The sequence below is a fragment of the Bradyrhizobium sp. USDA 4474 genome, assembly GCF_054057515.1.
The window spans coordinates 317,346-341,681 of record NZ_JBSRZJ010000002.1; the positions used below are offsets into that span (position 1 = coordinate 317,346).

23 protein-coding genes and 1 pseudogene are annotated in these 24,336 nt (G+C 65.5%); 15 read left to right on the forward strand and 9 right to left on the reverse strand.

The window, feature by feature from the left end:
* The first annotated feature begins 62 nt into the window (after positions 1-62).
* On the forward strand, positions 63-953 hold the full coding sequence (locus tag ACVW16_RS03190; protein ID WP_456703934.1) for a LysR substrate-binding domain-containing protein: 891 nt from the start codon (positions 63-65) through the stop codon (positions 951-953).
* Here ACVW16_RS03190 and ACVW16_RS03195 read toward each other — a convergent pair.
* A complete protein-coding gene (locus ACVW16_RS03195) occupies positions 940-1,155 on the reverse strand; it encodes a hypothetical protein (RefSeq protein ID WP_456703935.1) in 216 nt (71 codons plus the stop codon). The two genes, ACVW16_RS03190 and ACVW16_RS03195, sit on opposite strands and share 14 nt — an antisense overlap.
* Before the next feature lie 47 nt (positions 1,156-1,202).
* On the opposite strand from ACVW16_RS03195, the gene ruvX reads away from it, so the two are divergent.
* On the forward strand, positions 1,203-1,694 hold the full coding sequence (gene ruvX / locus ACVW16_RS03200; RefSeq protein ID WP_456735364.1) for a Holliday junction resolvase RuvX: 492 nt from the start codon (positions 1,203-1,205) through the stop codon (positions 1,692-1,694).
* A gap of 3 nt (positions 1,695-1,697) precedes the next feature.
* Positions 1,698-2,621 (forward strand): AEC family transporter, encoded by a 924-nt coding sequence (locus ACVW16_RS03205; RefSeq protein WP_456703937.1) that lies wholly within the window; start codon positions 1,698-1,700, stop codon positions 2,619-2,621.
* 135 nt (positions 2,622-2,756) lie between these two features.
* On the opposite strand, the gene ACVW16_RS03210 is transcribed toward ACVW16_RS03205, so the two are convergent.
* Genes ACVW16_RS03210 through ACVW16_RS03220 form a run of 3 tightly spaced genes read right to left on the reverse strand, consistent with a single transcriptional unit; the run spans position 2,757 to position 5,977 of the window.
* Positions 2,757-3,521: a CPBP family intramembrane glutamic endopeptidase gene (locus tag ACVW16_RS03210; RefSeq protein ID WP_456703938.1), complete on the reverse strand. Its 765-nt coding sequence runs from the start codon at positions 3,519-3,521 to the stop codon at positions 2,757-2,759.
* 23 nt (positions 3,522-3,544) lie between these two features.
* Positions 3,545-5,188 carry an acyl-CoA dehydrogenase family protein gene (locus ACVW16_RS03215; protein ID WP_456703939.1) on the reverse strand — a complete coding sequence of 548 codons (1,644 nt, stop codon included), beginning with the start codon at positions 5,186-5,188 and terminating at the stop codon, positions 3,545-3,547.
* Between the two features lie 18 nt (positions 5,189-5,206).
* Positions 5,207-5,977: a M15 family metallopeptidase gene (locus tag ACVW16_RS03220; RefSeq protein ID WP_456703940.1), complete on the reverse strand. Its 771-nt coding sequence runs from the start codon at positions 5,975-5,977 to the stop codon at positions 5,207-5,209.
* 219 nt (positions 5,978-6,196) lie between these two features.
* On the opposite strand from ACVW16_RS03220, the gene ACVW16_RS03225 reads away from it, so the two are divergent.
* The 4 genes from ACVW16_RS03225 to ACVW16_RS03240 all read left to right on the forward strand — a co-directional run bounded on the left by ACVW16_RS03225 (position 6,197) and on the right by ACVW16_RS03240 (position 10,373).
* The gene (locus ACVW16_RS03225; protein ID WP_092291136.1) at positions 6,197-7,144 is read left to right on the forward strand and encodes an aspartate carbamoyltransferase catalytic subunit; all 948 of its coding nucleotides are present in this window, start codon (positions 6,197-6,199) and stop codon (positions 7,142-7,144) included.
* Positions 7,145-7,149: 5 nt separating this feature from the next.
* On the forward strand, positions 7,150-8,451 hold the full coding sequence (locus ACVW16_RS03230; protein ID WP_456705307.1) for a dihydroorotase: 1,302 nt from the start codon (positions 7,150-7,152) through the stop codon (positions 8,449-8,451).
* Positions 8,452-8,468: 17 nt separating this feature from the next.
* Complete coding sequence (gene plsY / locus ACVW16_RS03235; RefSeq protein ID WP_456735365.1) at positions 8,469-9,065, forward strand: glycerol-3-phosphate 1-O-acyltransferase PlsY; 597 nt, start codon at positions 8,469-8,471, stop codon at positions 9,063-9,065.
* Between the two features lie 150 nt (positions 9,066-9,215).
* Positions 9,216-10,373: a patatin-like phospholipase family protein gene (locus tag ACVW16_RS03240; RefSeq protein WP_456703942.1), complete on the forward strand. Its 1,158-nt coding sequence runs from the start codon at positions 9,216-9,218 to the stop codon at positions 10,371-10,373.
* Here ACVW16_RS03240 and ACVW16_RS03245 read toward each other — a convergent pair.
* A pseudogene (locus ACVW16_RS03245) lies at positions 10,365-11,610 on the reverse strand (amidase). The gene ACVW16_RS03240 and the pseudogene ACVW16_RS03245 overlap by 9 nt on opposite strands.
* A gap of 90 nt (positions 11,611-11,700) precedes the next feature.
* On the opposite strand from ACVW16_RS03245, the gene dprA reads away from it, so the two are divergent.
* Positions 11,701-12,843 carry a DNA-processing protein DprA gene (dprA, locus tag ACVW16_RS03250; RefSeq protein ID WP_456735367.1) on the forward strand — a complete coding sequence of 381 codons (1,143 nt, stop codon included), beginning with the start codon at positions 11,701-11,703 and terminating at the stop codon, positions 12,841-12,843.
* On the opposite strand, the gene ACVW16_RS03255 is transcribed toward dprA, so the two are convergent.
* A complete protein-coding gene (locus tag ACVW16_RS03255) occupies positions 12,840-13,262 on the reverse strand; it encodes a winged helix-turn-helix transcriptional regulator (protein ID WP_456703945.1) in 423 nt (140 codons plus the stop codon). The genes dprA and ACVW16_RS03255 overlap by 4 nt on opposite strands.
* 84 nt (positions 13,263-13,346) lie before the next feature.
* Between ACVW16_RS03255 and ACVW16_RS03260 the strand changes: the two genes are divergently transcribed.
* Positions 13,347-13,955 carry an FMN-dependent NADH-azoreductase gene (locus tag ACVW16_RS03260; RefSeq protein ID WP_456703946.1) on the forward strand — a complete coding sequence of 203 codons (609 nt, stop codon included), beginning with the start codon at positions 13,347-13,349 and terminating at the stop codon, positions 13,953-13,955.
* 66 nt (positions 13,956-14,021) lie between these two features.
* Here ACVW16_RS03260 and ACVW16_RS03265 read toward each other — a convergent pair whose 3' ends face one another.
* Entirely contained in the window at positions 14,022-14,207 is a 186-nt protein-coding gene (locus tag ACVW16_RS03265; RefSeq protein WP_456703947.1) for a hypothetical protein, read from the reverse strand.
* A 173-nt stretch (positions 14,208-14,380) separates the two neighbouring features.
* Positions 14,381-15,154 carry a glucose 1-dehydrogenase gene (locus tag ACVW16_RS03270; protein WP_456703948.1) on the reverse strand — a complete coding sequence of 258 codons (774 nt, stop codon included), beginning with the start codon at positions 15,152-15,154 and terminating at the stop codon, positions 14,381-14,383.
* Positions 15,155-15,274: 120 nt separating this feature from the next.
* Here ACVW16_RS03270 and ACVW16_RS03275 point away from each other — a divergent pair, with 120 nt between their 5' ends.
* Positions 15,275-15,745, forward strand: coding sequence for a winged helix-turn-helix transcriptional regulator (locus ACVW16_RS03275; protein WP_456703949.1), 471 nt, complete (start codon positions 15,275-15,277; stop codon positions 15,743-15,745).
* Positions 15,746-15,934: 189 nt separating this feature from the next.
* On the opposite strand, the gene ACVW16_RS03280 is transcribed toward ACVW16_RS03275, so the two are convergent.
* Positions 15,935-16,183, reverse strand: a complete 249-nt coding sequence (locus ACVW16_RS03280; protein ID WP_456735368.1) for a hypothetical protein — start codon at positions 16,181-16,183, stop codon at positions 15,935-15,937.
* A gap of 217 nt (positions 16,184-16,400) precedes the next feature.
* Here ACVW16_RS03280 and topA point away from each other — a divergent pair, with 217 nt between their 5' ends.
* The 5 genes from topA to ACVW16_RS03305 all read left to right on the forward strand — a co-directional run bounded on the left by topA (position 16,401) and on the right by ACVW16_RS03305 (position 24,233).
* Positions 16,401-19,157, forward strand: coding sequence for a type I DNA topoisomerase (gene topA, locus ACVW16_RS03285; RefSeq protein ID WP_456735369.1), 2,757 nt, complete (start codon positions 16,401-16,403; stop codon positions 19,155-19,157).
* A 7-nt stretch (positions 19,158-19,164) separates the two neighbouring features.
* A complete protein-coding gene (gene rnr, locus ACVW16_RS03290) occupies positions 19,165-21,528 on the forward strand; it encodes a ribonuclease R (protein WP_456735370.1) in 2,364 nt (787 codons plus the stop codon).
* A complete protein-coding gene (locus ACVW16_RS03295) occupies positions 21,522-21,962 on the forward strand; it encodes a DUF983 domain-containing protein (RefSeq protein ID WP_456703953.1) in 441 nt (146 codons plus the stop codon). The genes rnr and ACVW16_RS03295 overlap by 7 nt, the downstream gene beginning before the upstream one ends.
* A 32-nt stretch (positions 21,963-21,994) precedes the next feature.
* Positions 21,995-22,744: an NUDIX hydrolase gene (locus tag ACVW16_RS03300; RefSeq protein ID WP_456703954.1), complete on the forward strand. Its 750-nt coding sequence runs from the start codon at positions 21,995-21,997 to the stop codon at positions 22,742-22,744.
* 163 nt (positions 22,745-22,907) lie between these two features.
* Entirely contained in the window at positions 22,908-24,233 is a 1,326-nt protein-coding gene (locus ACVW16_RS03305; RefSeq protein WP_456735371.1) for an LLM class flavin-dependent oxidoreductase, read from the forward strand.
* Positions 24,234-24,336 lie beyond the last annotated feature (103 nt).

Below are 24,336 nucleotides of genomic sequence, written 5' to 3' on the forward strand. Positions count from 1 at the left end.
AACTAGCATTCTCGAAAAATGAATTGTAGCGAACGCTGTCATCGCAAAAGCGAAACGATGCCATGGAACTGAGCGACATCCAGACCTTCGCCGCTGTCGCCCGCACCGGCGGCATCACCCGCGCCGCCGAAGAGCTCAACACGGTGCAATCCAATGTCACCCAGCGCATCAAGGCCCTGGAGGCCGAGATCGGCACGCCGCTGTTCGAACGCCATAGCCGCGGCATGGCGCTGACAGGCGCCGGCAAGCGCCTCCTCCCTTATGCGCAACGAATGGCCGCCTTGTCGCGAGAAGCCGTCCTCGCCGCCCGCGACGACGGCGAGCCGAAGGGGCCACTTTCGATCGGCTCGATGGAGACGACGGCCGCCGTGCGGCTGCCGCCGCTGCTTGCCGATTTCCACCGTCGCTTTCCGGCCGTGCGCCTCAGCCTTCGCACGTCGCCGACCGCCGCTCTTGTCGCGAGTGTGCTCGAAGGCACGCTCGACGGTGCGTTCGTCGCTGGGCCTATCGCGCACGATGATCTTACCGCCACCAGCGCGTTCCGCGAGGAGCTGGTGCTGGTCAGCGCGCGGCGCTGGGGCTCGCTCGCCGAGCTGCGCGCCGGCACGCCTGAGTCAGGCCCGACGGCGCTGGTGTTCCGCACCGGCTGCACCTACCGTCAGCGCCTCGAGCAGATCTTCGTCGAGTTCGGCTGGCCGTCAGCAGCGCGCTTCGAGCTCGGCACGCTCGACGGCATGATTGGCTGCGTCGCCGCCGACATGGGCGTCACGCTGCTGCCCCGTGCGGTCATCGAGCGCAGCGCGATGAACGGCAGCGTAACGATGCATACGCTGAGCCCGTCACATGGGCGCGTCGAGACGCTGTTCGTCCAGCGCCGCGCCGGTCATCAAACCAGTGCGCTTCAAGGCTTCCTGTCCTGCCTGGCCAAGGACGACGACATCATCGCGGCCTGATCCGCCACCGCCGCAGCGCGACAACGGCCCAGATCGCCTCGACCAGGCCGAACGGCCAAGCCCCTTGCAGGAATCCGTAGGCCGATCCCAGCGCACAGGACATTGCGAATAGCAGCACGAACCAATGGCTGCGGTCTTCGAAGGCATAAGTGATCAGCATCGCCATCACGGCAAACAGCCCGAATAGTGTCAGTGCATCCATCGTTGTGGGTTCACTCCACGGCGTGACGCATGATATGCGCTAGTGCCATGCCCGCTCTTATCCTGCCCCTCGTCGATGCTGCAACCCACTGGCCCGAACACGGCGGGTTGATCGGGCTCGACCTCGGTACCAAGACCATCGGCGTTGCCGTATCCAATCCGGACCGGCGGCTCGCGACCGGCGTCGAGACCATCCAGCGCAAGCAGTTCAAGCAGGATGCGGCCCGCCTGCTCGCCATCGCCACCGAACGCAAGGTGGTCGGCTTCGTGCTCGGCCTGCCCATCAACATGGACGGCAGCGAGGGCGCGCGCGCGCAATCGACCCGGGCCTTCGCCCGCAATCTGGCCAATCTGACCACGCTCCCGATCGGCCTCTGGGACGAGCGCCTCTCGACCGCCGCCGTCGAGCGCGAGCTGATCGGCATGGATGTCAGCCGCGCCAAGCGCGCCGAGGTGATCGACGAGCACGCCGCCATCTTCATCCTGCAAGGCGCGCTGGACCGGCTCGCCCATCTGCGCGCCAGCCGGGGGACGGGCTGATCCATGGCCGCCGTGATCGCGGCGCTGCTGCCGGTCTTCATCCTCATCGTGCTCGGCGTCGTGCTCCGGCACAGCCTGATGCGGCTCGATACGCAATGGCACGGGCTGGAGCGGCTGACCTATTTTGTCTTGTTTCCCATGCTGCTGATCCAGACGCTGGTGAAGGCTGATCTCTCAAGAGTGCCGGTCGCCGGCGTCGGCGGTGCGCTGCTGCTGTCGGCGCTGGCGATGTCGCTGCTCTGCCTCGCGCTCCGCCCTGCCCTGGCCCGCCTCGACATTGACGGCCCTGCCTTCACCTCGATCTTCCAGGGCGCGACGCGCTGGCAGACCTACGTGGCGCTATCCGTCTCCGCTAACTTATACGGCGACGTCGGGCTGGCGCTGGCCTCGGTCGCGATGATCGCGATCATCCCGCTGGTCAACGTGTTCAGCGTCGCCGTACTGGCGCATTACGCTTCGCCCAAGAAGCAATCCGCGCGGGCGATCGTGATGACCGTGATCCGCAATCCCCTGATCTGGGCCTGCGCCATCGGCCTGGTCATCAACGTCGTGCATTTGCCGCTACCAAAGATCTGGCACGAGGTCGCCGACGCGCTCGGCCGCTCCTCGCTCGCCATCGGCCTGCTCGTCACCGGCGCCGGTCTCCAGCTCAAGGGCCTGCTGCGCCCCAGCCTCGGCGCAACGCTCGGCGTGGCGCTCAAGCTGGTCGTGATGCCGCTGCTCGCACTAACGCTCGCCAACTGCTTTGGGCTCACGGGCACCAACCTCGCGATCATCGCGATCTGCGGGGCGGTGCCGACGTCCCCGAGTGCCTATGTGCTGGCCCGCCAGATGGGCGGCGACGCGCCGCTGCTGGCGCAGATCATCACGCTGCAGACCATCCTGGCGGCGATCACGATGCCGATCGCGATCGCGCTGGTGGCGTAGAACTCCAAGTTGAGAGCGCCACCGCTCCTCTCACCTGTCATTGCGAGGAGCTCCTGCGACGAAGCAATCCAGACTGCCGCGACGGAAGGACTCTGGATTGCTTCGCTGCGCTCGCAACGACGGAGTCCGAGACAGCTATTGCCCCAGCCACATCGTCAGCACCACCGCGGTCATGTTGTTCAGCGCATGCAGCACGATGGTGAGCCAGAGCGAGTTGGCGCGGTGGCGCATGTAGCCGAACCAGAGGCCGATCGAGAAGACTTCGGCGAGGAAGTACAGATCGTATTGCAGATGCACCGCCGTCCACACCAGCGACGACAGGATGATCGCACCGGGCACGCGCAGGAAGCTTGCCGACCAGCCGCGGAACAGGAAGCCGCGCGCGAGCACCTCCTCCGACATCGGCGCCGCCACGCTGAAGGCGAACAGGAGCAACAGCGCCGCGCCGTTGTCGCGGCCCGATTTGAGGAGATCGGTCATGAAGCCCGGCGTGGCCTCCCGGCCCAGGGATCGCGACACCACCTCCCATCCCATCACGACCAGGATGAGCCCGGCTGTGCCAAGCAACAGCTGCCGCCAGGACGGCCAGCGCAGCGCGAGGTAGTCAACGAAAGATGCCCGCTTGATCCGGATGGCAAGCCACACCGCTGCGAGTGTCGCAGGCAGGCCCATCGTGACCGACAGCGCCAGCGCCTGCGGCTCGCGGCCGACCGACTGGATCGAGGCCATGTCGAGCGGCAGCCCGCGCATCATTATCAACAGCAGGATCGCCGCGAGCTGGCCGACGAACATGGCCACGAAGATGAGCAAGCCCCACAGCGCCGTGCCCCAGAACTGCCAGACCCGCAGCGGTGCGGCCGCCTCTGTCAGCGGCGGATGATCGGGATTGAGGGAATCCATCGGGAGGCTTTCTGTTGGCAGGCTCACGGCAGCGCCCGCTCGAGCAGCGCACGCACGTCGCCGCTCCCGAGATCGACCGCGCCGTACATGCTGGCGTGATTGGCGGCGAGACGCGTTGCTGCGAACAGTTCAGCGTTGCTCGGCGACACATCTTTGAGCGCGGCGGCCGCGGCCAGCAGAGCCAGCTTCTCGACCGCGAGCCGCGCAACGCTCTCGCCGTCGGCGCGGCGGAAGGTATTGGCGATGAATGTAACAGCATCGCCTGCCCCGCGCAGCCCTTTCGTCTCGGCTGCCAGCGATTGCAGCACCGCCATTGCAGCCTCCGGCTCGCGCGCGAGCGCGCGCAGCACGTCGAGGCACATCACGTTGCCCGAGCCTTCCCAGATCGCGTTGACCGGCGCCTCCCGATAGTGGCGCGCCAGAATGCCGTCCTCGACATAGCCGTTGCCGCCGAGGCACTCCATCGCTTCATAGAGGAATGACGGCGCGCTCTTGCAGGTCCAATATTTGATCGCGGGCGTCAGCAACCGCATATAGGCAGCCTCCGCCGCATCGTGCGCCGTGCGGTCGAAGGCGCGGCAGAGCCGCATCACCAGCGCCGTGCTCGCCTCGACATGCAGTGCCATGTCCGACAGCACGGCCTGCATCAAGGGCTGATCGGCCAGATGCTTCTGGAACACGCTGCGGTGACGGGCGTGATGCAGCGCATGCGCAAGCCCCGAGCGCATCAGGCCGCTAGAGGCAATCGCGCAATCCTGCCGCGTCAGCTGCACCATCTGGATGATGGTACGGATGCCCTTGCCTTCCTCGCCGACGCGTTCCGCATGGGCGCCGACGAACTCGACCTCGGACGACGCGTTGGAGCGATTGCCGAGCTTGTCCTTGAGCCGCTGAAACTGGATCGCGTTGACCGATCCGTCAGGCGCAAAGCGCGGCATGAAGAAACAGGTCAGCCCGCTGTCTGCCTGCGCCAGCACCAGGAACGCATCGCACATCGGCGCCGACATGAACCATTTGTGGCCGGTGATGCGATAAGCGGTGCCGTCGCGCACAGCGCGCGTCATGTTGGCGCGCACGTCGGTGCCGCCCTGCTTCTCGGTCATACCCATGCCGAGCGTCATGCCGCGCTTCTCCCACCACGGCGAAAAGCTCGGGTCGTAGCTCCTGGTCGACAGCACCGGCATCACGCGCGCGAGCAGATCCGGCTGCACCGCAAGCGCAGCGACGGAGGCGCGCGTCATCGTGATCGGGCAGAGATGGCCGGTTTCGACTTGCGAGGCCATGTAGAACTTGGCCGCGCGGACGACTTCGGCCGCACCGCCGGCAGGCTTGCCATCCGCAGTCCATGTCGAATTATGCACGCCGGCATGCGCGCTGTGCGCCATCAGCTCGTGATAGGCTGGGTGAAACTCGACCTGGTCGCGGCGATTGCCCTTGGCGTCGAAGCTGCGCAGCTTCGGCGTGTTCTCGTTCGCCGCGCGCCCGCGATCGGCCATCGCAGCCGAGCCCCAGTGCTTGCCGAACTCGGACAGCTCCCGCTCCGCCCCCGCTCCGCCGTTCGCCTTCACGGCGTCGACCAATGACTGGTCCACAGCAAATAAATTCACATCCTCGAAAGGTGGCGACTGGTTGAAAACCTCGTGGGTCGCGAAGCTGGGCTGGGTCATCTGGTTTCCTTGGCGGATTCAGTTCCGCCGCGGCTGGATCGGGAAATCATAGGCTGCCCCGCCCGCAGCAGGCAGGGAAAAATGCCACCACTCCTTTGAATAGTTCACAAAGCCTTGCTTCGCCATGGCAGCCACCAGCCGCTTGCGCCAGGCCCGCTGATCCGGTGTGATCGACGGTGCTGCGGTATGCCCTTTCATATCAGTGCAGTCATAGCCGGTGCCCATGTCGACGCTGCCCTCCGGCAGCCGCGCCGCCACCGGCGCCGTACAATCGGCGTAGGATTTTGCGGGATCGATCCTGGCGGAATTGTCGGCGTTCAAATCGACCAAAGTGAGGTCGAGCGCAGCGCCGGTCGAGTGCTGCGAGCGGCTCGCGATATAGCCGAGGCGAAACAGCTCCGTCTTGGCGATGCGCGGATTGTAGCGCCGATCGGCCGCGGTCTCGCGGCCGTTCTGCGACCATCTCACCATGTCGAGCGAGGCGCGCGCCGGCCGGTAACAATCGAACATCTTGAGTGAGAGATTTTGCGCCGCCAGTTCCTGCTGCGCCGCCTTCAGCCGTAATCCGACCTCTCGCTTCACCACGCATTCGCCGGCGCCGTAGCCTGCGAGCGGACGGCCGACGAAGTTGTTCGCGGTGGCGTAGCGGATGTCCTGGATGATGCTGGGATCGACATCGCGCAGATAGACGAAGCCGCCGGGGAGCGTTTGGGCGTGGGCGGCTGAGACAGCGCTGATTGCCACGACCGCAGCGGCTAGTGCTTTCACGTGATATCTCCCGATCGTCATGGCCGGTTTATCCCGGCCATCCACGCTCTTTTTGCGTCAAATGCGATAGAAGACCGTGGATGCCCGGGACATCAAGCGCGAAGACGCGCTTCGCGCTTCTGCCCGGGCATGACGCGGAGGCCACACCACAGCGCCCAAACCGACAGATCAGGGGATAACTCCCGGCCTCGGCTTTGGCCCTTGCTCCCCCCGCCATCCGCGCCTATAGCTCTCGGTTTAATGACATCGAAATCGACCTTTGTCCTCGGCCACCGGCATTTGCTGGGCATCGAGGGCCTTTCCGCGGCCGACATTACCGGCCTCCTCGACCTGTCGGAAGAATATGTCGAGCTCAACCGCCAGGTTGACAAGAAGCGCACCGTCCTGCGTGGACGGACGCAGGTGAACCTCTTCTTCGAGGCCTCGACCCGGACACAGTCCTCGTTCGAGCTTGCGGGCAAGCGCCTCGGCGCCGACGTCATGAACATGTCGGTGTCCTCCTCGTCCATCAAGAAGGGCGAGACACTGGTCGACACCGCGATGACGCTCAATGCCATGCACCCCGACATCCTCGTGGTGCGCCATCACGCCTCGGGCGCGGTGGAACTGCTGGCCCGCAAGGTCGACGGTTCCGTGATCAATGCCGGCGACGGCGCGCATGAGCATCCGACCCAGGCGCTGCTCGACGCGCTCACCATCCGCCGCAACAAGGGCCGGATCGAGGGTCTCGTGGTCGCGATCTGCGGCGACGTACTGCATTCTCGCGTCGCCCGCTCCAACATCATCCTGCTCAACACCATGGGGGCCCGCGTTCGTGTCGTCGGCCCCTCCACGCTGTTGCCGCCCGGCATCGAGCGGATGGGCGTCGAGGTCGCGCGCGACATGCGCGAGGGCCTCAACGGCGCCGACATCGTCATGATGCTGCGGCTCCAGCGCGAGCGCATGAACGGCTCCTTCGTGCCCTCGACCTCCGAATATTTCCACTATTTCGGGCTCGATCAGAAGAAGCTCGGCTACGCCAAGCCCGACGCGCTCGTGATGCATCCCGGCCCGATGAACCGCGGCGTCGAGATCGACACCGCGGTGGCCGACGGCGCGCAGTCCCTGATCCGCGAACAGGTCGAGATGGGCGTGGCCGTGCGCATGGCCGTGCTCGAAGCGCTCGCCCGCAACCTGCCGAACGCGTGATGCCCATGCTGACCGACCGCCGCCCGATCCTGCTCGCCAACGCCCGCGTCGTCGATCCCTCCCGGGATTTCGACGGTCCCGGCGACGTCCTGATTGCCGACGGCATCATCCGCGAGACCCGCCGCGGCATCGGTGCGGCCGGCGTCCCCGAGGGCACCGACGTCGTCAACTGCTCCGGCAAGATCGTGGCTCCCGGCCTGATCGACATGCGCGCCTTCGTCGGCGAGCCCGGCTTCAGCCACCGCGAGACCTTTGCCTCCGCGAGCCAGGCGGCTGCGACCGGCGGCATCACCACCATCATCTGCCAGCCCGACACGTTGCCGGTGATCGATAATTCCGCGACCGTCGACTTCGTGATGCGCCGCGCCCGCGACACCGCGATCGTCAACATCCAGCCGATGGCGGCGCTGACCAAGGGCATGCGCGGCGAGGAGATGACCGAGTTCGGCCTGCTCAAGGCCGCCGGCGCAGTGGCCTTCAGCGACGGCGACCGCAGCGTCACCAATTCGCAGGTGATGCGCCGCGCGCTGACCTACGCCCGCGATTTCGACGCGCTGATCGTGCACCACACCGAGGACCCCGACCTCGTCGGCGAGGGCGTAATGAACGAAGGCGAGTTCGCCTCGCGGCTCGGCCTGATGGGCATCCCGAAGGCCGCCGAGGCCGTGATGCTGGAGCGCGACATGCGCCTCGTCGCGCTCACCGGCGGCCGCTATCACGCAGCCGCGCTGTCATGCATCGAGTCACTGGAGATCCTGAAGCGCGCCCGCGACGACGGCCTCGCCGTCAGCGCCTCGGTCTCGATCAACCATCTCGCGCTGAACGAGAACGACATCGGCCCCTATCGGTCGTTCCTGAAGCTCTCGCCGCCCCTGCGCACCGAAGACGACCGCCGCGCGCTGGTGGAGGCGACGGCCTCCGGCCTCGTCGACGTCATCATGTCCGACCACAATCCGCAGGACGTCGAGGTCAAGCGCCTGCCGTTCGCGGAAGCCGCGCCGGGCGCCATCGGCCTGGAGACCATGCTGCCGGCGGGCCTGCGGCTGGTTCATAATGACGAGCTCGACCTCAAGACGCTGATCCGGGCGATGTCGACCCGGCCGGCAGAACTGCTCGGCTTGCCCGGCGGAACCCTGCGCGTCGGCAGCCCGGCCGACGTCGTCGTGATCGACCTTGATGTTCCCTGGGTGGTCGATCCCGCCGACCTGAAATCGCCTTGCAAGAACACCCCGTTCGACGAAGCGCGCTTTACAGGGCGCGCTATCAGGACCATCGTCGGCGGACGAACCGTGTTCGAGCATGTCTGAGGTGCGGAGATACAGACATGGCGCTTGATGCATTCCTGCCGGTGGCCTTGGTCATCGGGTATCTGCTGGGCTCGATTCCGTTCGGGCTGGTGCTGACCCGGCTCGCCGGCACGCAGGACCTGCGTTCGATCGGCTCCGGCAATATCGGCGCCACCAACGTGCTGCGCACGGGCCGCAAGGGCCTGGCGGCGGCGACCCTCTTGCTCGACGCGCTCAAGGGCACCGCGGCCGTGGTGATCTCGGGCTATCTCGCCGGGCCCAACGCCGCGATGCTGGCCGGCCTCGGCGCGTTCCTCGGCCATCTCTTCCCGGTCTGGCTCAAGTTCAAAGGGGGCAAGGGCGTCGCGGTCTATATCGGCATCCTGCTGGGCCTGTTCTGGCCCGGCGCCCTCGTGTTCTGCCTGCTCTGGCTGGCGACCGCCTTCACCACCCGCTACTCCTCGCTTTCGGCGCTGGTGGCGGCTTTCATCACGCCGCTCTTCCTGTGGTGGTTCGGCCACCTCGCCCTCGCCTCGCTGTTTGCGGTGCTGACCCTGCTGCTGTTCTACATGCATCGCGAGAACATCAAGCGCCTGCAATCAGGAAAAGAAGGCCGCATCGGCGAGAAGGCCTGAAGCCGGAAAAAGTACGGATACCGCCGCGGGGTCTCCGCATTATATGCCAAATTCTGTTCGCAACTTCCGTCCGACTCCCGGGCGGGAGTGGCGAACCGGTTCCATGCCTGTCATCCTGACAGAGCAAATGGCGTTACGCGGTTGCTCAGAATGAGCGAGAAGATGGACGGCACGCATGACGACGGTGGCTCGCAGGGCACTGCGGCAAGCCGCTTGCTCTTGATGACCAACATCTGGTCGGATGCGCCCTCGCCGCCTCCCGCGCCCAAGCCTATTCCCGTTCCGCCGCGGCCTGAGCCCATCGCGCAGGCACCTGACACGCCCGTTGTTGTTGCTGCGCCGGCGCGCGCCGGGAAATGGCCGCCGCGAAAGCTGTCGCTGGCGCTCCAGGGCGGCGGCACGTTTGCCGCCTTCACCTGGGGTGTCCTCGAGCGGCTGCTGGAAGAGCCCTCCATCGAACTCGACACCATCAGCGGCGCCAGCGCCGGCGCGATCAACGCGCTGCTGCTCGCCTGCGGCCTCGCTGAGGGCGGCCGCGAAGCGGCGCGCAACCGGCTGAACCGGTTCTGGATCCGGTTGATGCACGAGGCCTCGTTCCGCTCGCTGATGCTGATCGGCGGCTTCTCGCCGGCGGGAAGCTCGGTCGCCTTCGGGCCGACGCTGCGCTCGGGCCATTTCGATCCGTTCGATCTCGATCCACTGCGCCAGGCGTTGTCGCGCGACATCAATTTTGCGGCGCTCCGCGATGCGAAATGTCCAAAGCTCCTGATAGCAGCGACGCGGATCCGCGACGGCGAGCTGCAGATTTTCGGCAATGACACCGTGACCGCCGACGTCGCTCTCGCCTCGACCTGCCCGCCGCTGGTTCACTGCGCCGTCGAGATCGACGGTGAGGCCTATTGGGACGGCGGCTATGGCGGCAATCCGCCGCTGATCAAGCTCGCGCAGGAATCGACGACCCCCGACCTGCTGCTCGTCCAGGTCACGCCCACGCGCGACAGCTACGTGCCGATCACGCTCGCCGCGATCGATCGTCGCCTGGACCAGATCGCGGCGAACGCCGCGCTCAACGCCGAGATGGCGGCGATCACATGGGCGCGATCACACGCAGCGCCAACGCTGCGGCTCACGAGGATTGCAGCAGAAGACTCGGTCGAAGGCCTCGCGCAGCGATCATCCACCGATCTCGGCCGCGGCTTCATCCGCGCGCTGCACCGAAGCGGCCGCGAAGCTGCCCAGCGCTGGCTCGGCACAACCGGCGCCGGGGCCGAAGCCGCGCTGTCCGCAGCCGAGCTCGCGCTAGCCTGATTTCGCCAGCGCATTCTCCAGAAACCACGCCGCCGCCAACGCGCCGGGATCGTTGCCGAAGCGCGCGATCACCTGCACGCCGACAGGCAGGCCACCGACCTTCATCACCGGGACGTTGACGCAAGGATTGCCCATCAGCGTCCACAGCCTGTTGTAGCGGGGCGAACCGGTCGAGGCGAGCTCCTTGGCCGGCGCCGTACCGGGCGCGGAATAAGTGAGCAGCACGTCGAAACCTTCGAACAGCTCGCCAAGCTCGCGACGGCCGCGGCGAGCGATGCGGCGTGCATCGTCAATATTCCCTAGGCGTCAGTCCAACGGTCTCGTCGAGGCTGGCGCGCAGCATCGGTGCGATCTCGTCGTGATGCCGGTCAAACTCCCAGGCGAGCGCGCGATGCGCCTCGAAATCCTGGATGATCGGGTGGATGCGCCAGGCCTCCTTAACCGCCGCAGGCAGATCGATCGACCGCACGCTGGCGCCGGCCTTCTCGGCGGCCTTGATCGCGACCAGCAAGCCCTCTTCCGCCGCCGGCTCGACGGGCTCGGCAAATTCCTGCCTGACAACGCCGATGCGCGGGGCCTTCGCCGGAGCGATGCCCGCGAATTCGGTGCGGCCGGTCATTCCGAGCAGCCCACGCGCGAGATCTTCCGCGCGCGATCCGAACAGGCCGACCGTATCGAGCGCCCACGAATAACACTTCACACCGACCGTCGGCAGCATGCGGAACGACGGCTTGATCGCGGCAGCGCCGCAATAGGCGGCGGGCCGGATCACCGAGCCGCCGGTCTGGGTGCCGAGCGCCAGCGGGATCATGCCGGCGCCGACAGCCGCGGCCGACCCCGACGACGAGCCCCCGGGCGTATGGCCCAAATTGTGCGGGTTCAGCGTCGGCGTCGGATCGCGCGAGGCGAAGGCCGTCGTCGTGGTCTTGCCGATGATGGTGGCGCCTGCCCGCTTCAGCATCATCACCACTGGCGCGTCGCTACGCGGCTGCCAGCCGCGATAGATCTCCGAGCCCATCTCGGTCGGCATATTGGCGGTGTCGATGATGTCCTTGATGCCGACCGCGATCCCGCGCAGCGGACCGGACGCTTGCGCTTTCGCCGACTTGTCGTGCCGGACAAAGGCACGAACATCCCCGTCTTTGGCCTCGATCGCCGCGTGCGATTGCGCAATGGCGTCATCGGGCGAAAGCTCCTCCGCTTCAATGCGGCGCTGGAGATCGGCGAGTGAGATCATGGCAAAATCCTTCTTATTGGCATCGCTTTTAGCATTGCGACAAGGCCACGCAAGCGCACGCCGCTGTTGCCCACGCCCTCAGGTTGTTCCATGCTGCGCCCACAAGGAGACGCCGTGGACGCCATCAATCCCCGTGTGGAACTAACCGAGGCTGACAGGATCGACCGCCTGCGGCTGATCCGCTCCGACAATGTGGGACCACGCACGTTCCGTTCGCTGGTCGATCACTTTGGCAGCGCGCGCGCTGCGTTGGAGCGGCTGCCCGATCTGGCACGGCGTGGCGGTGCGTCGCGTTCGGGACGCATCTGTACCGTGGGCGAGGCGGAGGCCGAGCTCGCCGCGAGCCGCGCATTCGGCATCGCCTGGCTCGCGCCCGGCGAGGACGGTTATCCGGATCGGCTGGCGACGCTCGACGATGCGCCACCGCTGCTCGCGGTGCGCGGCGACGTCGCGACCTCGATGCGGCCCATGATCGCGATCGTCGGCTCTCGCAATGCGTCGGGCGCGGGCTTGAAGTTCGCCGGCCAGCTCGCCCGAGAACTCGGCGAAGCCGGCTTCGTCATCATCTCGGGACTCGCCCGCGGCGTCGACCAGGCCGCGCATCGCACGAGCGTCGATCGCGGCACGATCGCGGTGCTCGCCGGCGGACATGATTGCATCTATCCGCCCGAGCATGGCGATCTGGTCACTGCGATCCTCGATCATCAGGGGGCGGCAATCTCCGAGATGCCGCTCGGCCACGAGCCGCGCGCCCGTGATTTCCCTCGGCGCAACCGGCTGATCTCCGGCGCTGCGCTTGGCGTGGTCGTGGTGGAGGCCGCGCACCGCTCGGGCTCGCTGATCACCGCGCGCATGGCCGCCGAACAGGGCCGTGAGGTGTTCGCCGTCCCCGGCTCGCCGCTCGATCCGCGCGCAGCCGGCACCAACGATCTGATCAAGCAGGGCGCAACGCTGGTCACCGAAGCGTCCGACATCGTCAACGCGGTTGCGCCGATCATGGAGCGGCCGCTGATGCATCCGGTAGGCGAGCCCGACGGCGAGCCGTTCGAGAGCGATCCGCAAAGCCATGATCGGGACCAGATCACCGGGCTGCTCGGCCCGACTCCGATCTCGATCGACGATCTCGTGCGAATGTCCGGCGCTTCGCCTGCGATCGTGCGCACGGTGCTGCTGGAGCTCGAGCTTGCCGGCCGGCTCGAACGCCACGGCGGCGGATTGCTGTCGCTGCTTTAGGGGCTGCTGCGCTCGTCGAAGCGCGCGCGCGCCGCCGCGATCTGCTCCTGATGGGTCTTCGCCCACTCGCCGAGTGCCATCACCGGCTGCTGCAGCCCGCGGCCGAGATCGGTCAGCTCGTAATCGACGCGTGGCGGAATGGTCGGAAAGATCGTGCGCGTGACGAGACCGTCGCGCTCCAGCCCGCGCAAGGTCAGGGTCAGCATCCGCTGCGAGATGCCGTTGATCATGCGCTTCAGCTCATTGAAGCGCTTGGGGCCGTCGCTGAGCATCATGATGACCAACACGCTCCATTTGTCGCCGACACGCGCGAGGATCGAAGCGACGCTGCGGCAATCGGCATGATCCTGATCAGGCAGCTCGGGACGTGGCGGCAAGGCAGGCAAACGGCTGTGTGTCGGTCTCAAGGATGTGCCCATGGCTCAAAAAAGTGCGTTCTTGCGGAGAATTTGGCAGTCACTCATGTAGTGCGGGTTACAAACCTATACCATGGGTGAACTCTAATGAAACTCCTCCATATCGACTCCAGCGTGCTCGGCCCCCACTCCGTGTCCAGGCAGGTTTCCGCGGCCATCGTTGACCGGCTGCGGCAGGCAACGCCATCGCTGGACCTGATCTATCGCGACCTGACGCAAACTCCGCTCGCCCATCTCTCCGGATCGCATCTTGCAGCCGCCCAGGGTGCGCCCGCGCCGGCTGAACTCGGCCCCGACCTTGCGGCGAGCGCAGCGGTGCTGAACGAGTTCCTCGACGCCGACATCGTCGTGATCGGCGCGCCCATGTACAATTTCACGATTCCGAGCCAGCTCAAGGCCTGGATCGATCGCGTTCTGGTGGCCGGGAAAACCTTCAAATACGGCGCTGCCGGGCCCGAGGGACTCGCCGGCGGCAAGCGCGTGATCGTTGCGGTCTCGCGCGGCGGCCATTACGGCGCCGAGACGCCGTACGCTGCCGGCGAGCATCTCGAAACCTATTTGCGCTGGGTGTTCGGCTTCATGGGTATCACCGGTCTCGAATTCATCTCCGCCGATGGCATTCAGATCGGTCCGGAGCATCGCGAGAAGGCGCTCGCCGGCGCGCTTCAGGCGGCAACGAGCCTGCGTGCGGCCTGAGGCCACGACATCATCAGCCGCCAAAGGCCCTGCGGCGGCTGATGGACCTGCGGATGATCCGCGAAGCTAATACCAGGCGCCCTGCACGCCCAGGATCACGGCGACAAGTGACATGAGCAGGCCGATGCCGCAGAAGATGGCAACCCCGATGAACTCGGACAGATCGGAATGCTTGGCGGAAACTGCAGAACGCTCAGCGAAAATACGCGGTGCTGAAATCGGAGAAAGAATGGGTGCGGCTGCTTTCGGCATAATGGATTCCTTTTAAAACGAGTCTTTTGCCCCCTGCCGTAGAAAGGTCTTTGCAACGCGCCCGAAGGTTCAACGCGACGTGCAAGGTTCAGGAAATACAGCTCGCAGGCGTGGGAACCGACCAGCGCAACCGTACTTAGCGCGCCGGCCGATTCAATTTTCATATCGTTTGATCAACCGCGATAGATCGGCGCGCCGCTGGGCGAGGCCACCGCGCCGCCATCGACGAAGATCTCCTGTCCCTGAATATGCGCGGCATCGTCAGACGCGAGGAACAGCACCGTCTTCGAAATGTGATCGGGTTCACCGATACGACCGAGCGGCGTCGTCAGCGAGATCCGCTTCTCGAATGCCCTCTCCGCTTCGGGCGTTGCAACCGCGGCGCCCCAAATCGGCGTGCGAATCGCACCCGGAGCCACGACATTCACGCGGATGCCGCGCGGCGACAGTTCCGAGGCCATGATTCGCGCCATCGCCCGCACACCGGCCTTCGCTGCACCATAGGCCGAGTAGCCGGGATTGCCGAGCACCGAGATCACCGAGCCGTTGAGAATGATCGCGGCGTTGTCGTTGATGTAAGGCAGCGCCGATTGCACCGTGAAGAACACGCCGGTGAGATTGGTGCTGATCACTTTCTCGAACATTTCGAGCGTCGCCGAGCCGAGCGGCGTGGCGCCGGGGATCCCGGCATTGGCGAACAGGACGTCGAGCTTGCCGAACTTTTCAGTGCCCTGCTTGATCGCAGCCTCGGTGGCGGCGATGTCGGTGGCGTCAGCGGCGAGCGCGATTGCATTCGGCCCGAGTTCCTTCGCGGCCGCCTGCAGCGTCTCCTTGTTGCGACCGGTGATGATCACCTTCGCGCCCTCGGCCACGAACAGCTTGGCGGTTGCCAGTCCAATGCCGCTGTTGCCGCCGGTGATCAGTGCCGTCTTGCCTTGAAGTCTCATGCTCGCCTCTCTGGTTGCATAATGAAACTAGATTGCCATCTAGGCCATATGGTTTTATGATGCAACTACACATCCGCGTGACCGGTGCCGAGATCGGGCAAACGCGACAGGACCAAGACGATGGTGAAACGGACGAGCTTTGAGGGCGATGCCTGCCCGATCGCACGATCGCTTGAGGCGATCGGCGATTGGTGGTCGCTGCTGATCATCCGCGAGGCGCTGTTCGGCCTGCGCCGCTTCGGCGAGTTTCAGAGCAAGCTCGGCATGGCCAAGAACATCCTGTCGGCGCGGCTGCGCTCCATGGTCGATCACGGCATCCTGGAAACGGCCCCCGCCTCCGACGGCAGCGCCTATTCTGAATATCTGCTGACGCCGAAGGGCCGCGGCACCTTCCCGATCCTGGTCGCACTCCGGCAATGGAGCGAGGAGTTCGACGATCATCCCGAGCAGATCGCGACGATCCTGATTGATCGCGCAAAAGGCCGCCCGGTGAAGAAGCTCGAACTGCGCGCCGAGGACGGCCGATTGCTCAGCCCCGACGACACCCTGCTCAAGCCGCGGCCCGCACCGCGACGACGGTCGGCGGGATGAACGCATGCCGCCATATCGTCAATGCGAGCGCAGCGAAGCAATTCAGATTGCGACCCGCCGACAGAGTCTGGATTGCTTTGCTGCGCTCGCATTGACGGAGGTTGGAGCGGCGCGCTCCTCTCTCTCCTCGTCACCTGTGAGGTGCTCGCCCCTTCGGCGAGCCTCGAAGGGCGGCGGCCCGCGCGCGCCTCACGACAGCTTGCGCTTGCTTCGCAGGCGTAAATGCTCGTCGGCCTCGAGCTTGGTCATCCCGAGAAGGTAATGCAGCATATCGAGTTCGTGGCGCTCGGTGAGCTTGCGCAAGGCACCGACCTGCTCGGAAATGAAGGTGACGGCTTCATCGACGCCGCCCTCCCCCGGTTCCTCGTTGCGCCAGCCTTTTTGCGCACCTGATGCGGGGCGCGCCCGTCTCTTCCCTGGCTTTGCCACCTGCGCCACCTGAATCCATGCCCGGAACGAACACTACGCCGACACCCGGCACAACTCCAAGGTGGTATTTCACAACTTTCCCGATATGAAACTTTTTCCATTGCGGGGGCGTTCAAGACCCCTCGATTTGACAGGACCCGCCTCACCACCCATGTTCGGGTCGAAACGGCCGACCCGAATCTTGTCGATTTCGGCCCCATGCTTCCCCGTAAGTTACTGGAACTACATGAATATCGTCATTGTGGAGTCGCCGGCGAAAGCCAAGACGATCAACAAATATTTGGGCTCGTCCTACGAGGTACTGGCCTCTTTCGGCCATGTCCGCGACCTCCCCGCAAAGAACGGTTCCGTCGATCCCGACGCCAATTTCAAGATGATCTGGGAGGTCGACCCCAAGGCGGCCGGCCGGCTCAACGATATCGCCAAATCCCTGAAGAGCGCCGACCGCCTGATTCTGGCGACCGACCCTGATCGCGAGGGCGAGGCCATCTCCTGGCACGTGCTGGAGGTGATGAAAGAGAAGCGCGCGCTGAAGGATCAGAAGATCGAGCGCGTGGTGTTCAACGCCATCACCAAGCAGGCGGTCACTGACGCGATGAAGCATCCGCGCCAGATCGACGGTGCGCTGGTCGACGCTTACATGGCGCGCCGCGCGCTGGACTATCTGGTCGGCTTCACCCTCTCCCCCGTGCTGTGGCGCAAGCTGCCGGGCGCCCGGTCGGCCGGCCGCGTGCAGTCGGTGGCGCTGCGCCTCGTCTGCGACCGCGAACTCGAGATCGAGAAGTTCGTGCCGCGCGAATATTGGTCGCTGATCGCGACCCTGCTGACGCCGCGCGGCGATGCCTTCGAGGCGCGCCTGGTCGGTGCCGACGGCAAGAAGATCCAGCGGCTCGACATCGGAACCGGTGCCGAAGCGGAAGACTTCAAGAAAGCGCTGGAGCTCGCGACCTACGCGGTGACGGCGGTCGACGCCAAGCCGGCGCGCCGCAATCCGCAGGCGCCCTTCACCACCTCGACCTTGCAGCAGGAGGCCAGCCGCAAATACGGCTTTGCGCCGGCGCACACGATGCGCATCGCCCAACGCCTTTATGAAGGCATCGACATCGGCGGCGAGACCACCGGACTCATTACTTATATGCGTACGGACGGCGTGCAGATTGCCCCGGAGGCGATCACGCAGGCACGCAAGGTGATCGGCGAGGATTACGGCAATGCCTACGTGCCGGATGCGCCGCGCCAATACCAGGCCAAGGCCAAGAACGCCCAGGAAGCGCACGAAGCGATCCGCCCGACCGACCTCTCCCGACGTCCGGACAGAATGAGCCGCAAGCTCGATGCCGACCAGGCCAAGCTGTATGAATTGATCTGGAAGCGCACCATCGCGAGCCAGATGGAATCGGCCGAGCTCGAGCGCACCACCGTCGACATCACGGCGAAGGCAGGCGGGCGCACGCTGGAGCTGCGCGCCACCGGCCAGGTCATCAAGTTCGACGGTTTCCTGACGCTCTATCAGGAAGGTCGCGACGACGAGGAGGACGAGGACTCCCGCCGCCTGCCCGCGATGAGCCAGGGCGAGGCGATCAAGCGGCAGTCGCTCGCCGTCACCCAGCATTTCACCGAACCGCCGCCGCGCTTCTCCGAGGCCTCGTTGGTCAAGCGCATGGAAGAGCTCGGCATCGGCCGGCCCTCGACCTATGCCTCGATCCTCCAGGTGCTGAAGGACCGCGGCTACGTCAAGCTGGAGAAGAAGCGTCTGCATGGCGAGGACAAGGGCCGCGTCGTGGTCGCGTTCCTGGAAAGCTTCTTCAACCGCTACGTCGAGTACGATTTTACGGCCAATCTGGAAGAGCAGCTCGACCGCATCTCCAACAACGAGATCTCCTGGCAGCAGGTTCTGAAGGATTTCTGGACCGGCTTCATCGGGGCCGTCGACGAGATCAAGGATCTGCGCGTCGCGCAGGTGCTCGACGTGCTCGACGACATGCTGGGGCAGCACATCTATCCGCCGCGCGCGGATGGCGGCGACATCAGGCAGTGCCCGAACTGCGGTACCGGCCGGCTCAACCTGAAGGCCGGCAAGTTCGGCGCCTTCGTCGGCTGCTCGAACTATCCGGAATGCCGCTACACGCGTCAGCTCGCCGCCGACGGCGAGACCACCGCCGACCGTTCGCTCGGCCAGGATCCCGAGACCGGCCGCGATGTCTGGGTCAAGGCCGGTCGCTTCGGCCCTTACATCCAGCTCGGTGAGCAGAAGGATTATGAGGAGGGCGAGAAGCCGAAGCGCGCAGGTATCCCGAAGGGCACCTCGCCCGGCGATGTCGATCTCGAGCTTGCGCTCAAGCTGTTGTCGCTGCCGCGCGAGATCGGCAAGCATCCCGAGACAGGCCAGCCCATCACGGCAGGCCTCGGCCGCTTCGGGCCGTTCGTGAAGCATGAGAAGACCTATGCCAGCCTCGAGGCCGGCGACGAAGTCTTCGACATCGGCCTCAACCGCGCCGTCACGCTGATCGCGGAAAAGGTCGCCAAGGGCCCGAGCCGCCGCTTTGGGTCTGATCCCGGCAAGGCGCTCGGCGATCACCCCTCGCTCGGCACCGTCACCGTGAAGAGCGGCCGTTACGGCGCCTATGTCACGGCGGGCGGCGTCAACGCGACCATCCCCGCCGAGTTCGAAAAGGACACGGTGACGCTGGCGCAGGCGATCGCACTGATCGACGAGCGCGCGGCCAAGGGCGGCGGCAACGCGAAAGCGAAGAAGGCGCCGAAGCCGGCCAAGGCCAAGAAGGCTGTCGCAAAGACTGCCGACGACCCCGCACCGAAGACAAAACCGGCCGCGAAGAAAGCGGCCAAGACCAAAAAAACTGAATCCACCAGCAAGGCGCGCGCAGGCGTGGCGTCGACGGCCAAGACTTCAGCAGTCAAGACGTCGCCGACCAAGGCAGGCGCTACCAGAGCTCCGGCCAAGAAGAGTGCCGGCACCAATTAGAGGTTAAGTGAAACGCAAGAATGACCGTGGCTTTCCCGACCGGCAAGCCATCGTCGCCTTCATCAAGGCACATCCAGGAAAGGTCGGAACCCGCGACATCGCGCGCGAGTTCGGCCTGAAGAACGCCGATCGCATCGAGCTCAAGCGCCTGCTGCGCGAGCTCGCCGACGACGGCACCATCAAGAGAAAGCGCCATACGGTCTCGGAGCCGGACGCACTGCCGTCGACGCTGGTCGCCGACATCATCGGCCGCGACGCTGACGGCGAGCTGATCGCCTCCCCCACCGAATGGGACGAGGTCGAGGGCGGCGAACCACCAAAAATCCTCATCGTCATGCCGCGCCGGCCGAAGCCCGGCACGACGGCCGGCGTTGGCGACCGTGCGCTGCTGCGGGTCGAACCGACCAGCGAGAGCGAAGGCCCGGCCTATCGCGGCCACATCATCAAGGTCTTCGACAAGACCAGGAGCCGTATCCTCGGCGTATTCCGCAGCCTGCCCGAAGGCGGCGGGCGACTGGTCCCGGTCGACAAGAAGTCTGCCGACCGCGAGCTGAACATCGCCGCAGCCGATACCAAGGGCGCGCAGGACGGCGATCTCGTCAGCGTCGACATCGTCCGCACCCGCAGCTTTGGGCTGGCGTCCGGCCGCGTCAAGGAGAGGCTCGGTTCGGTCAAGTCCGAGAAAGCGATCAGCCTGATCGCGATCTACGCCCACGATATCCCCCTGCAATTCTCCTCTGCCGCCGAGCGCGAGGCGGAGGCCGCGGAGCCCGCGAACCTGAAGGGCCGCGAGGACTGGCGCGACGTTCCGCTCGTCACCATCGATCCGCCTGACGCCAAGGATCACGACGACGCGGTGCATGCGCAAGCGGATCCCGATCCGAACAACAAGGGCGGCTTCATCGTCGACGTCGCCATCGCGGATGTCAGCTTTTACGTCCGGCCCGGCACGGCGCTCGACCGCGCAGCGCTCGACCGCGGCAACTCGGTTTATTTCCCCGACCGCGTCGTGCCGATGCTGCCGGAGCGCATCTCCAACAATCTCTGCTCGCTGGTGCCGGGCGAGCCGCGCGGCGCGCTCGCCGTGCGGATGATCATTGCGCCCGACGGACGCAAGCGCTCGCACAGCTTTCACCGCATCCTGATGCGCTCGGCCGCCAAGCTGAGCTACGCACAGGCACAGGCCGCGATCGATGGACGGCCCGACGACACCACGGGTCCCCTTGTCGATCCGATCCTCAAGCCGCTTTATGCGGCTTACGCCTGCGTCAAGCGCGCGCGCGACGAGCGCGATCCGCTCAATCTCGATCTGCCCGAGCGCAAGATCCTGCTGAGGAGCGACGGCACCGTCGACCGCGTCGTCGTGCCCGACAGGCTCGATGCGCACAGGCTGATCGAGGAGTTCATGATCCTCGCCAACGTCGCGGCCGCCGAGATGCTGGAGAAGAAATCGCTCCCGCTGATCTACCGCGTGCATGACGAGCCGACGCTGGAAAAAGTCCACGCGCTCGCGGAATTCCTGCAAACGCTGGACGTCCCCTTCGCAAAGGGCGGCGCGCTGCGCCCGGCTCTGTTCAATCGCGTGCTGGCGCAGCTCGAGGGCCACGACCACTTCCCGCTGGTGAGCGAGGTGGTGCTGCGCGCCCAGGCGCAGGCGGAATACTCGTCGGAGAATTACGGGCATTTCGGCCTGAATTTGCGCCGCTACGCGCATTTCACCTCGCCGATCCGGCGCTATGCCGACCTCGTCGTGCACCGCGCGCTGGTCCGCGCGCTCGGGCTTGGCGAAGGCGCCCTGCCCGACAGCGAGACGGCGGAAACCCTCGCCGAAGTCGCCGCGCACATCTCGCTGACCGAGCGGCGCGCGATGAAGGCGGAGCGCGAGACCGTCGATCGCCTGATCGCGCATCACCTCGCCGACCGCATCGGCGCGAGCTTCGAGGGCCGCGTCTCCGGCGTCACCCGCGCGGGGCTCTTCGTCAAACTCGCTGAAACCGGCGCCGACGGATTGATCCCGATCCGGTCCCTCGGCACGGAATATTTCAACTATGACGAGGGCCGCCACGCGCTGGTCGGCACGCGCAGCCGGACCATGTACCAGCTCGGCGATGTCGTCGAGGTCCGACTGATCGAAGCGGCACCGATCGCAGGCGCGCTGCGCTTCGAGCTGCTGTCGTCGTCCAGCGAGACGAGCCCGCGCGATCGCAGGCAAGCAGGCCCGCAACGCCGCCCCTCGCTCAAGGCGCATCCCGGCCGCAGCCCGGATAGAAAACGCAAGCCGCCAAAGCCCGGCAATGCGAAGAAGGGCAAGGACAAGAACAAGGGCAGGAACAAGAACAAGGGCAAAGGCAAGAAGGGCAAGGCATGGTGACCATGAGCACGGCCCCGAAGATCTGGACACGCGAGACCGGCCTCGTCGAGAAGCGTGACGTCTGGACGGCCATGAAACGCGGTTTTCGCGGCCGCTGCCCGCGTTGCGGCCAAGGCAAGCTGTTCCGCGCCTTCCTGAAGACGGCGGACAATTGCTCGTGCTGCGGACTCGACTTCACGCCGCACCGCGCCGACGATTTGCCCGCCTATCTCGTGATCGTCATCGTCGGCCACATCACCGTGCCGACGATCCTCTGGATCGAGACCAATTACACGACGCCGGCCTGGCTGACATACGTCGCCTATCTGCCATTCACCTTGTTTGCGTCGCTTGGGCTGTTGCAGCCGGTGAAAGGAGCCGTGGTCGGCTTGCAATGGGCTCTGCGCATGCACGGGTTTGACGAGAACCCGCCGGATGGTATTCCGCCCGTGTAAGCACAAAAAGCAAGAACAGTTTGGGTGAGGATATGAGCGATACGGCGCAGACCGCCGAAAAGGCAAAGGTCCACGAGGAAAAGGAAGCCGATCACCATCCCTATTTCCGCCCGAAGGATGCGGCGACGCTGATCCTGGTCGACCGCAGCGGCACTGTTCCGAAGGTGCTGGTCGGCAAGCGCCACGACAAGGTGGTGTTCATGCCCGGAAAATTCGTCTTCCCGGGCGGCCGCGTCGACAAGGACGATTATCGCGTGCCCTGTGCGGCCCCCATCACCGCCGAGCTGGAAGCCAATCTCGCCAAGGGCAGCCCCAGGACGCCGGCCTCGCGCGCAAAATCGCTGGCAGTTGCCGCCATCCGCGAAGCCTGCGAGGAGACTGGTCTCTGTCTTGGACGCAAGAGCGAGGGGAAAGCAAAACTCGAAGGCCCCTGGAAACCGTTCGCGGATGCGGGCCTGCTGCCCGATCCATCCAGCCTGTTCCTGATCGCCCGCGCGATCACCCCGCCCGGCCGCGTCAAGCGCTTCGATACGCGCTTCTTCACCGCGGATGCCTCCGCGATCACCCATCACGTCGAGGGCGTGATCCACGCGGATGCGGAACTGGTCGAACTGGTCTGGGTCGAGCTCGGCTCAAAGCCACTCGCGGATCTGCATCCCATGACACGGAATGTGCTCAACGAGCTCCACACGCGCCTTGCCACCGGCCCCTTGCGCCACGACGCACCGGTGCCGTTCTTCCATTTCTACGGCGGCAAGATGCAGAAGGATATTTTGAGCTAGTTAGTCGTCGTCCGCCTCGCTGTCAGCGCGCCCCTCCGGAATGACGCAATTGTGCTGAGGGGCCAGCGAAAAACGAAAAATTCTTCCCGCCGCCGCCGATGGCGGAGTTCCCGCGCATGCCTATGTCTTTCCCCAACGACAGCGGAACGGGATTTTGGGCGCGATGGCACAACGGCAACTCAGGCTCGGCGCGTTCATGCGCCCGATCAGCATCCACACCGGCGCATGGCGCTACCCCGGGGCCTGGCCGGACGCCAATTTCAATTTCGGCCACATCAAGACGCTGATCCAGAAGCTCGAGGCCGGCAAGTTCGACGCCTTCTTCATGGCCGATCACCTCGCCGTGCTGAACATGCCGATCAACGCGCTCAAGCGCAGCCACACCGTCACCTCGTTCGAGCCATTCACGCTGCTCTCGGCGCTGTCGGCCGTCACCGAGCGCATCGGCCTGATCGCGACGGGCTCGACCACGTTCGACGAGCCCTATCACGTCGCCCGCCGCTTCGCTTCCCTCGACCATCTCAGCGGTGGACGTGCGGGCTGGAATATCGTCACCACATCGAACCCGGACGCAGCGCTGAATTTCGGCCTCGACGATCACATGGAGCACGCCGAGCGCTACAAGCGCGCCCGCGAGTTCTATGACGTCGTCACCGGCCTCTGGGACTCCTTCGCCGACGATGCCTTCGTGCGCGACGTGGAATCGGGCCTGTTCTTCGATCCCGCGAAGATGCATGTGCTCGACCATCACGGCAAATATCTGAAGGTCCGCGGCCCGCTCAACATCGCCCGCCCGGTGCAGGGCTGGCCCGTGATCGTGCAGGCCGGCGCCTCCGAGGATGGCAGGCAGCTCGCCGCCGAAACGGCGGAAGCCGTGTTCACCGGCGGCGGCAGCCTCGCCGACGGACAAAAGCTCTATGGCGACATCAAGGGGCGCATGGAAAAGATCGGCCGCGATCCCGAGCATCTGAAGATCCTGCCCGGCGCCTTCGTCGTGGTCGGCGATAGCGTCGACGAGGCCAGGGAGAAGCGTGCCCTGCTCGACAGCCGCGTGCATTACGACAGCGCCATCGCCTCGCTCTCGGTGATACTCGGCACCGACGCCTCCGGCTTCGACCCGGATGGACAGCTGCCTGACATCCCCGAGACCAACGCCAGCAGAAGCGGCCGGCAGCGCATGGTCGACCTCGCCAGGCGCGACAAGCTCACCGTGCGCCAGCTCGCCCAGCGCGTCGGCGGCTATGGCGGGCTCTCCTTCGTCGGCACGGCCAAAACCATCGCCGACCAGATGGAGGAATGGCTGGTCGGGCGCGGCTCCGACGGATTCAACATCATGTTCCCGTTCCTGCCCGCGGGCCTCGACGATTTCGTCGACAAGGTGGTCCCGGAGCTGCAGCGCCGCGGGATTTTCCGGAAAGAGTATGAAGGGGCCACTCTGCGGGAGAATCTGGGCCTTCCCCGGCCGAAAAACCGATTCTTCGAGGGGTGAAAGGCCCGATTTGGGTGGTTTTCGGGGTGTAAAACCTTGACATCAGGCGGTTTCTGGCTAGGTTGCCGGCCAACGCGGGCCGTTTGGCCGGCTCCAGATTCCC

Coding starts and splice junctions, on each gene's coding strand:
- ACVW16_RS03220 (WP_456703940.1), bottom strand. CDS start 5,977: ATGACGATCGGGAGATATCACGTGAAAGCACTAGCCGCTGCGGTCGTG.
- ACVW16_RS03195 (WP_456703935.1), bottom strand. CDS start 1,155: ATGGATGCACTGACACTATTCGGGCTGTTTGCCGTGATGGCGATGCTG.
- ACVW16_RS03295 (WP_456703953.1), top strand. CDS start 21,522: ATGGTGACCATGAGCACGGCCCCGAAGATCTGGACACGCGAGACCGGC.
- topA (WP_456735369.1), top strand. CDS start 16,401: ATGAATATCGTCATTGTGGAGTCGCCGGCGAAAGCCAAGACGATCAAC.
- ACVW16_RS03260 (WP_456703946.1), top strand. CDS start 13,347: ATGAAACTCCTCCATATCGACTCCAGCGTGCTCGGCCCCCACTCCGTG.
- ACVW16_RS03300 (WP_456703954.1), top strand. CDS start 21,995: ATGAGCGATACGGCGCAGACCGCCGAAAAGGCAAAGGTCCACGAGGAA.
- ACVW16_RS03230 (WP_456705307.1), top strand. CDS start 7,150: ATGCTGACCGACCGCCGCCCGATCCTGCTCGCCAACGCCCGCGTCGTC.
- ACVW16_RS03275 (WP_456703949.1), top strand. CDS start 15,275: ATGGTGAAACGGACGAGCTTTGAGGGCGATGCCTGCCCGATCGCACGA.
- ACVW16_RS03190 (WP_456703934.1), top strand. CDS start 63: ATGGAACTGAGCGACATCCAGACCTTCGCCGCTGTCGCCCGCACCGGC.
- ACVW16_RS03240 (WP_456703942.1), top strand. CDS start 9,216: ATGAGCGAGAAGATGGACGGCACGCATGACGACGGTGGCTCGCAGGGC.
- ruvX (WP_456735364.1), top strand. CDS start 1,203: ATGCCCGCTCTTATCCTGCCCCTCGTCGATGCTGCAACCCACTGGCCC.
- ACVW16_RS03270 (WP_456703948.1), bottom strand. CDS start 15,154: ATGAGACTTCAAGGCAAGACGGCACTGATCACCGGCGGCAACAGCGGC.
- plsY (WP_456735365.1), top strand. CDS start 8,469: ATGGCGCTTGATGCATTCCTGCCGGTGGCCTTGGTCATCGGGTATCTG.
- ACVW16_RS03215 (WP_456703939.1), bottom strand. CDS start 5,188: ATGACCCAGCCCAGCTTCGCGACCCACGAGGTTTTCAACCAGTCGCCA.
- ACVW16_RS03210 (WP_456703938.1), bottom strand. CDS start 3,521: ATGGATTCCCTCAATCCCGATCATCCGCCGCTGACAGAGGCGGCCGCA.
- dprA (WP_456735367.1), top strand. CDS start 11,701: ATGCTGCGCCCACAAGGAGACGCCGTGGACGCCATCAATCCCCGTGTG.
- ACVW16_RS03205 (WP_456703937.1), top strand. CDS start 1,698: ATGGCCGCCGTGATCGCGGCGCTGCTGCCGGTCTTCATCCTCATCGTG.
- ACVW16_RS03265 (WP_456703947.1), bottom strand. CDS start 14,207: ATGCCGAAAGCAGCCGCACCCATTCTTTCTCCGATTTCAGCACCGCGT.
- ACVW16_RS03255 (WP_456703945.1), bottom strand. CDS start 13,262: ATGGGCACATCCTTGAGACCGACACACAGCCGTTTGCCTGCCTTGCCG.
- ACVW16_RS03225 (WP_092291136.1), top strand. CDS start 6,197: ATGACATCGAAATCGACCTTTGTCCTCGGCCACCGGCATTTGCTGGGC.
- ACVW16_RS03305 (WP_456735371.1), top strand. CDS start 22,908: ATGGCACAACGGCAACTCAGGCTCGGCGCGTTCATGCGCCCGATCAGC.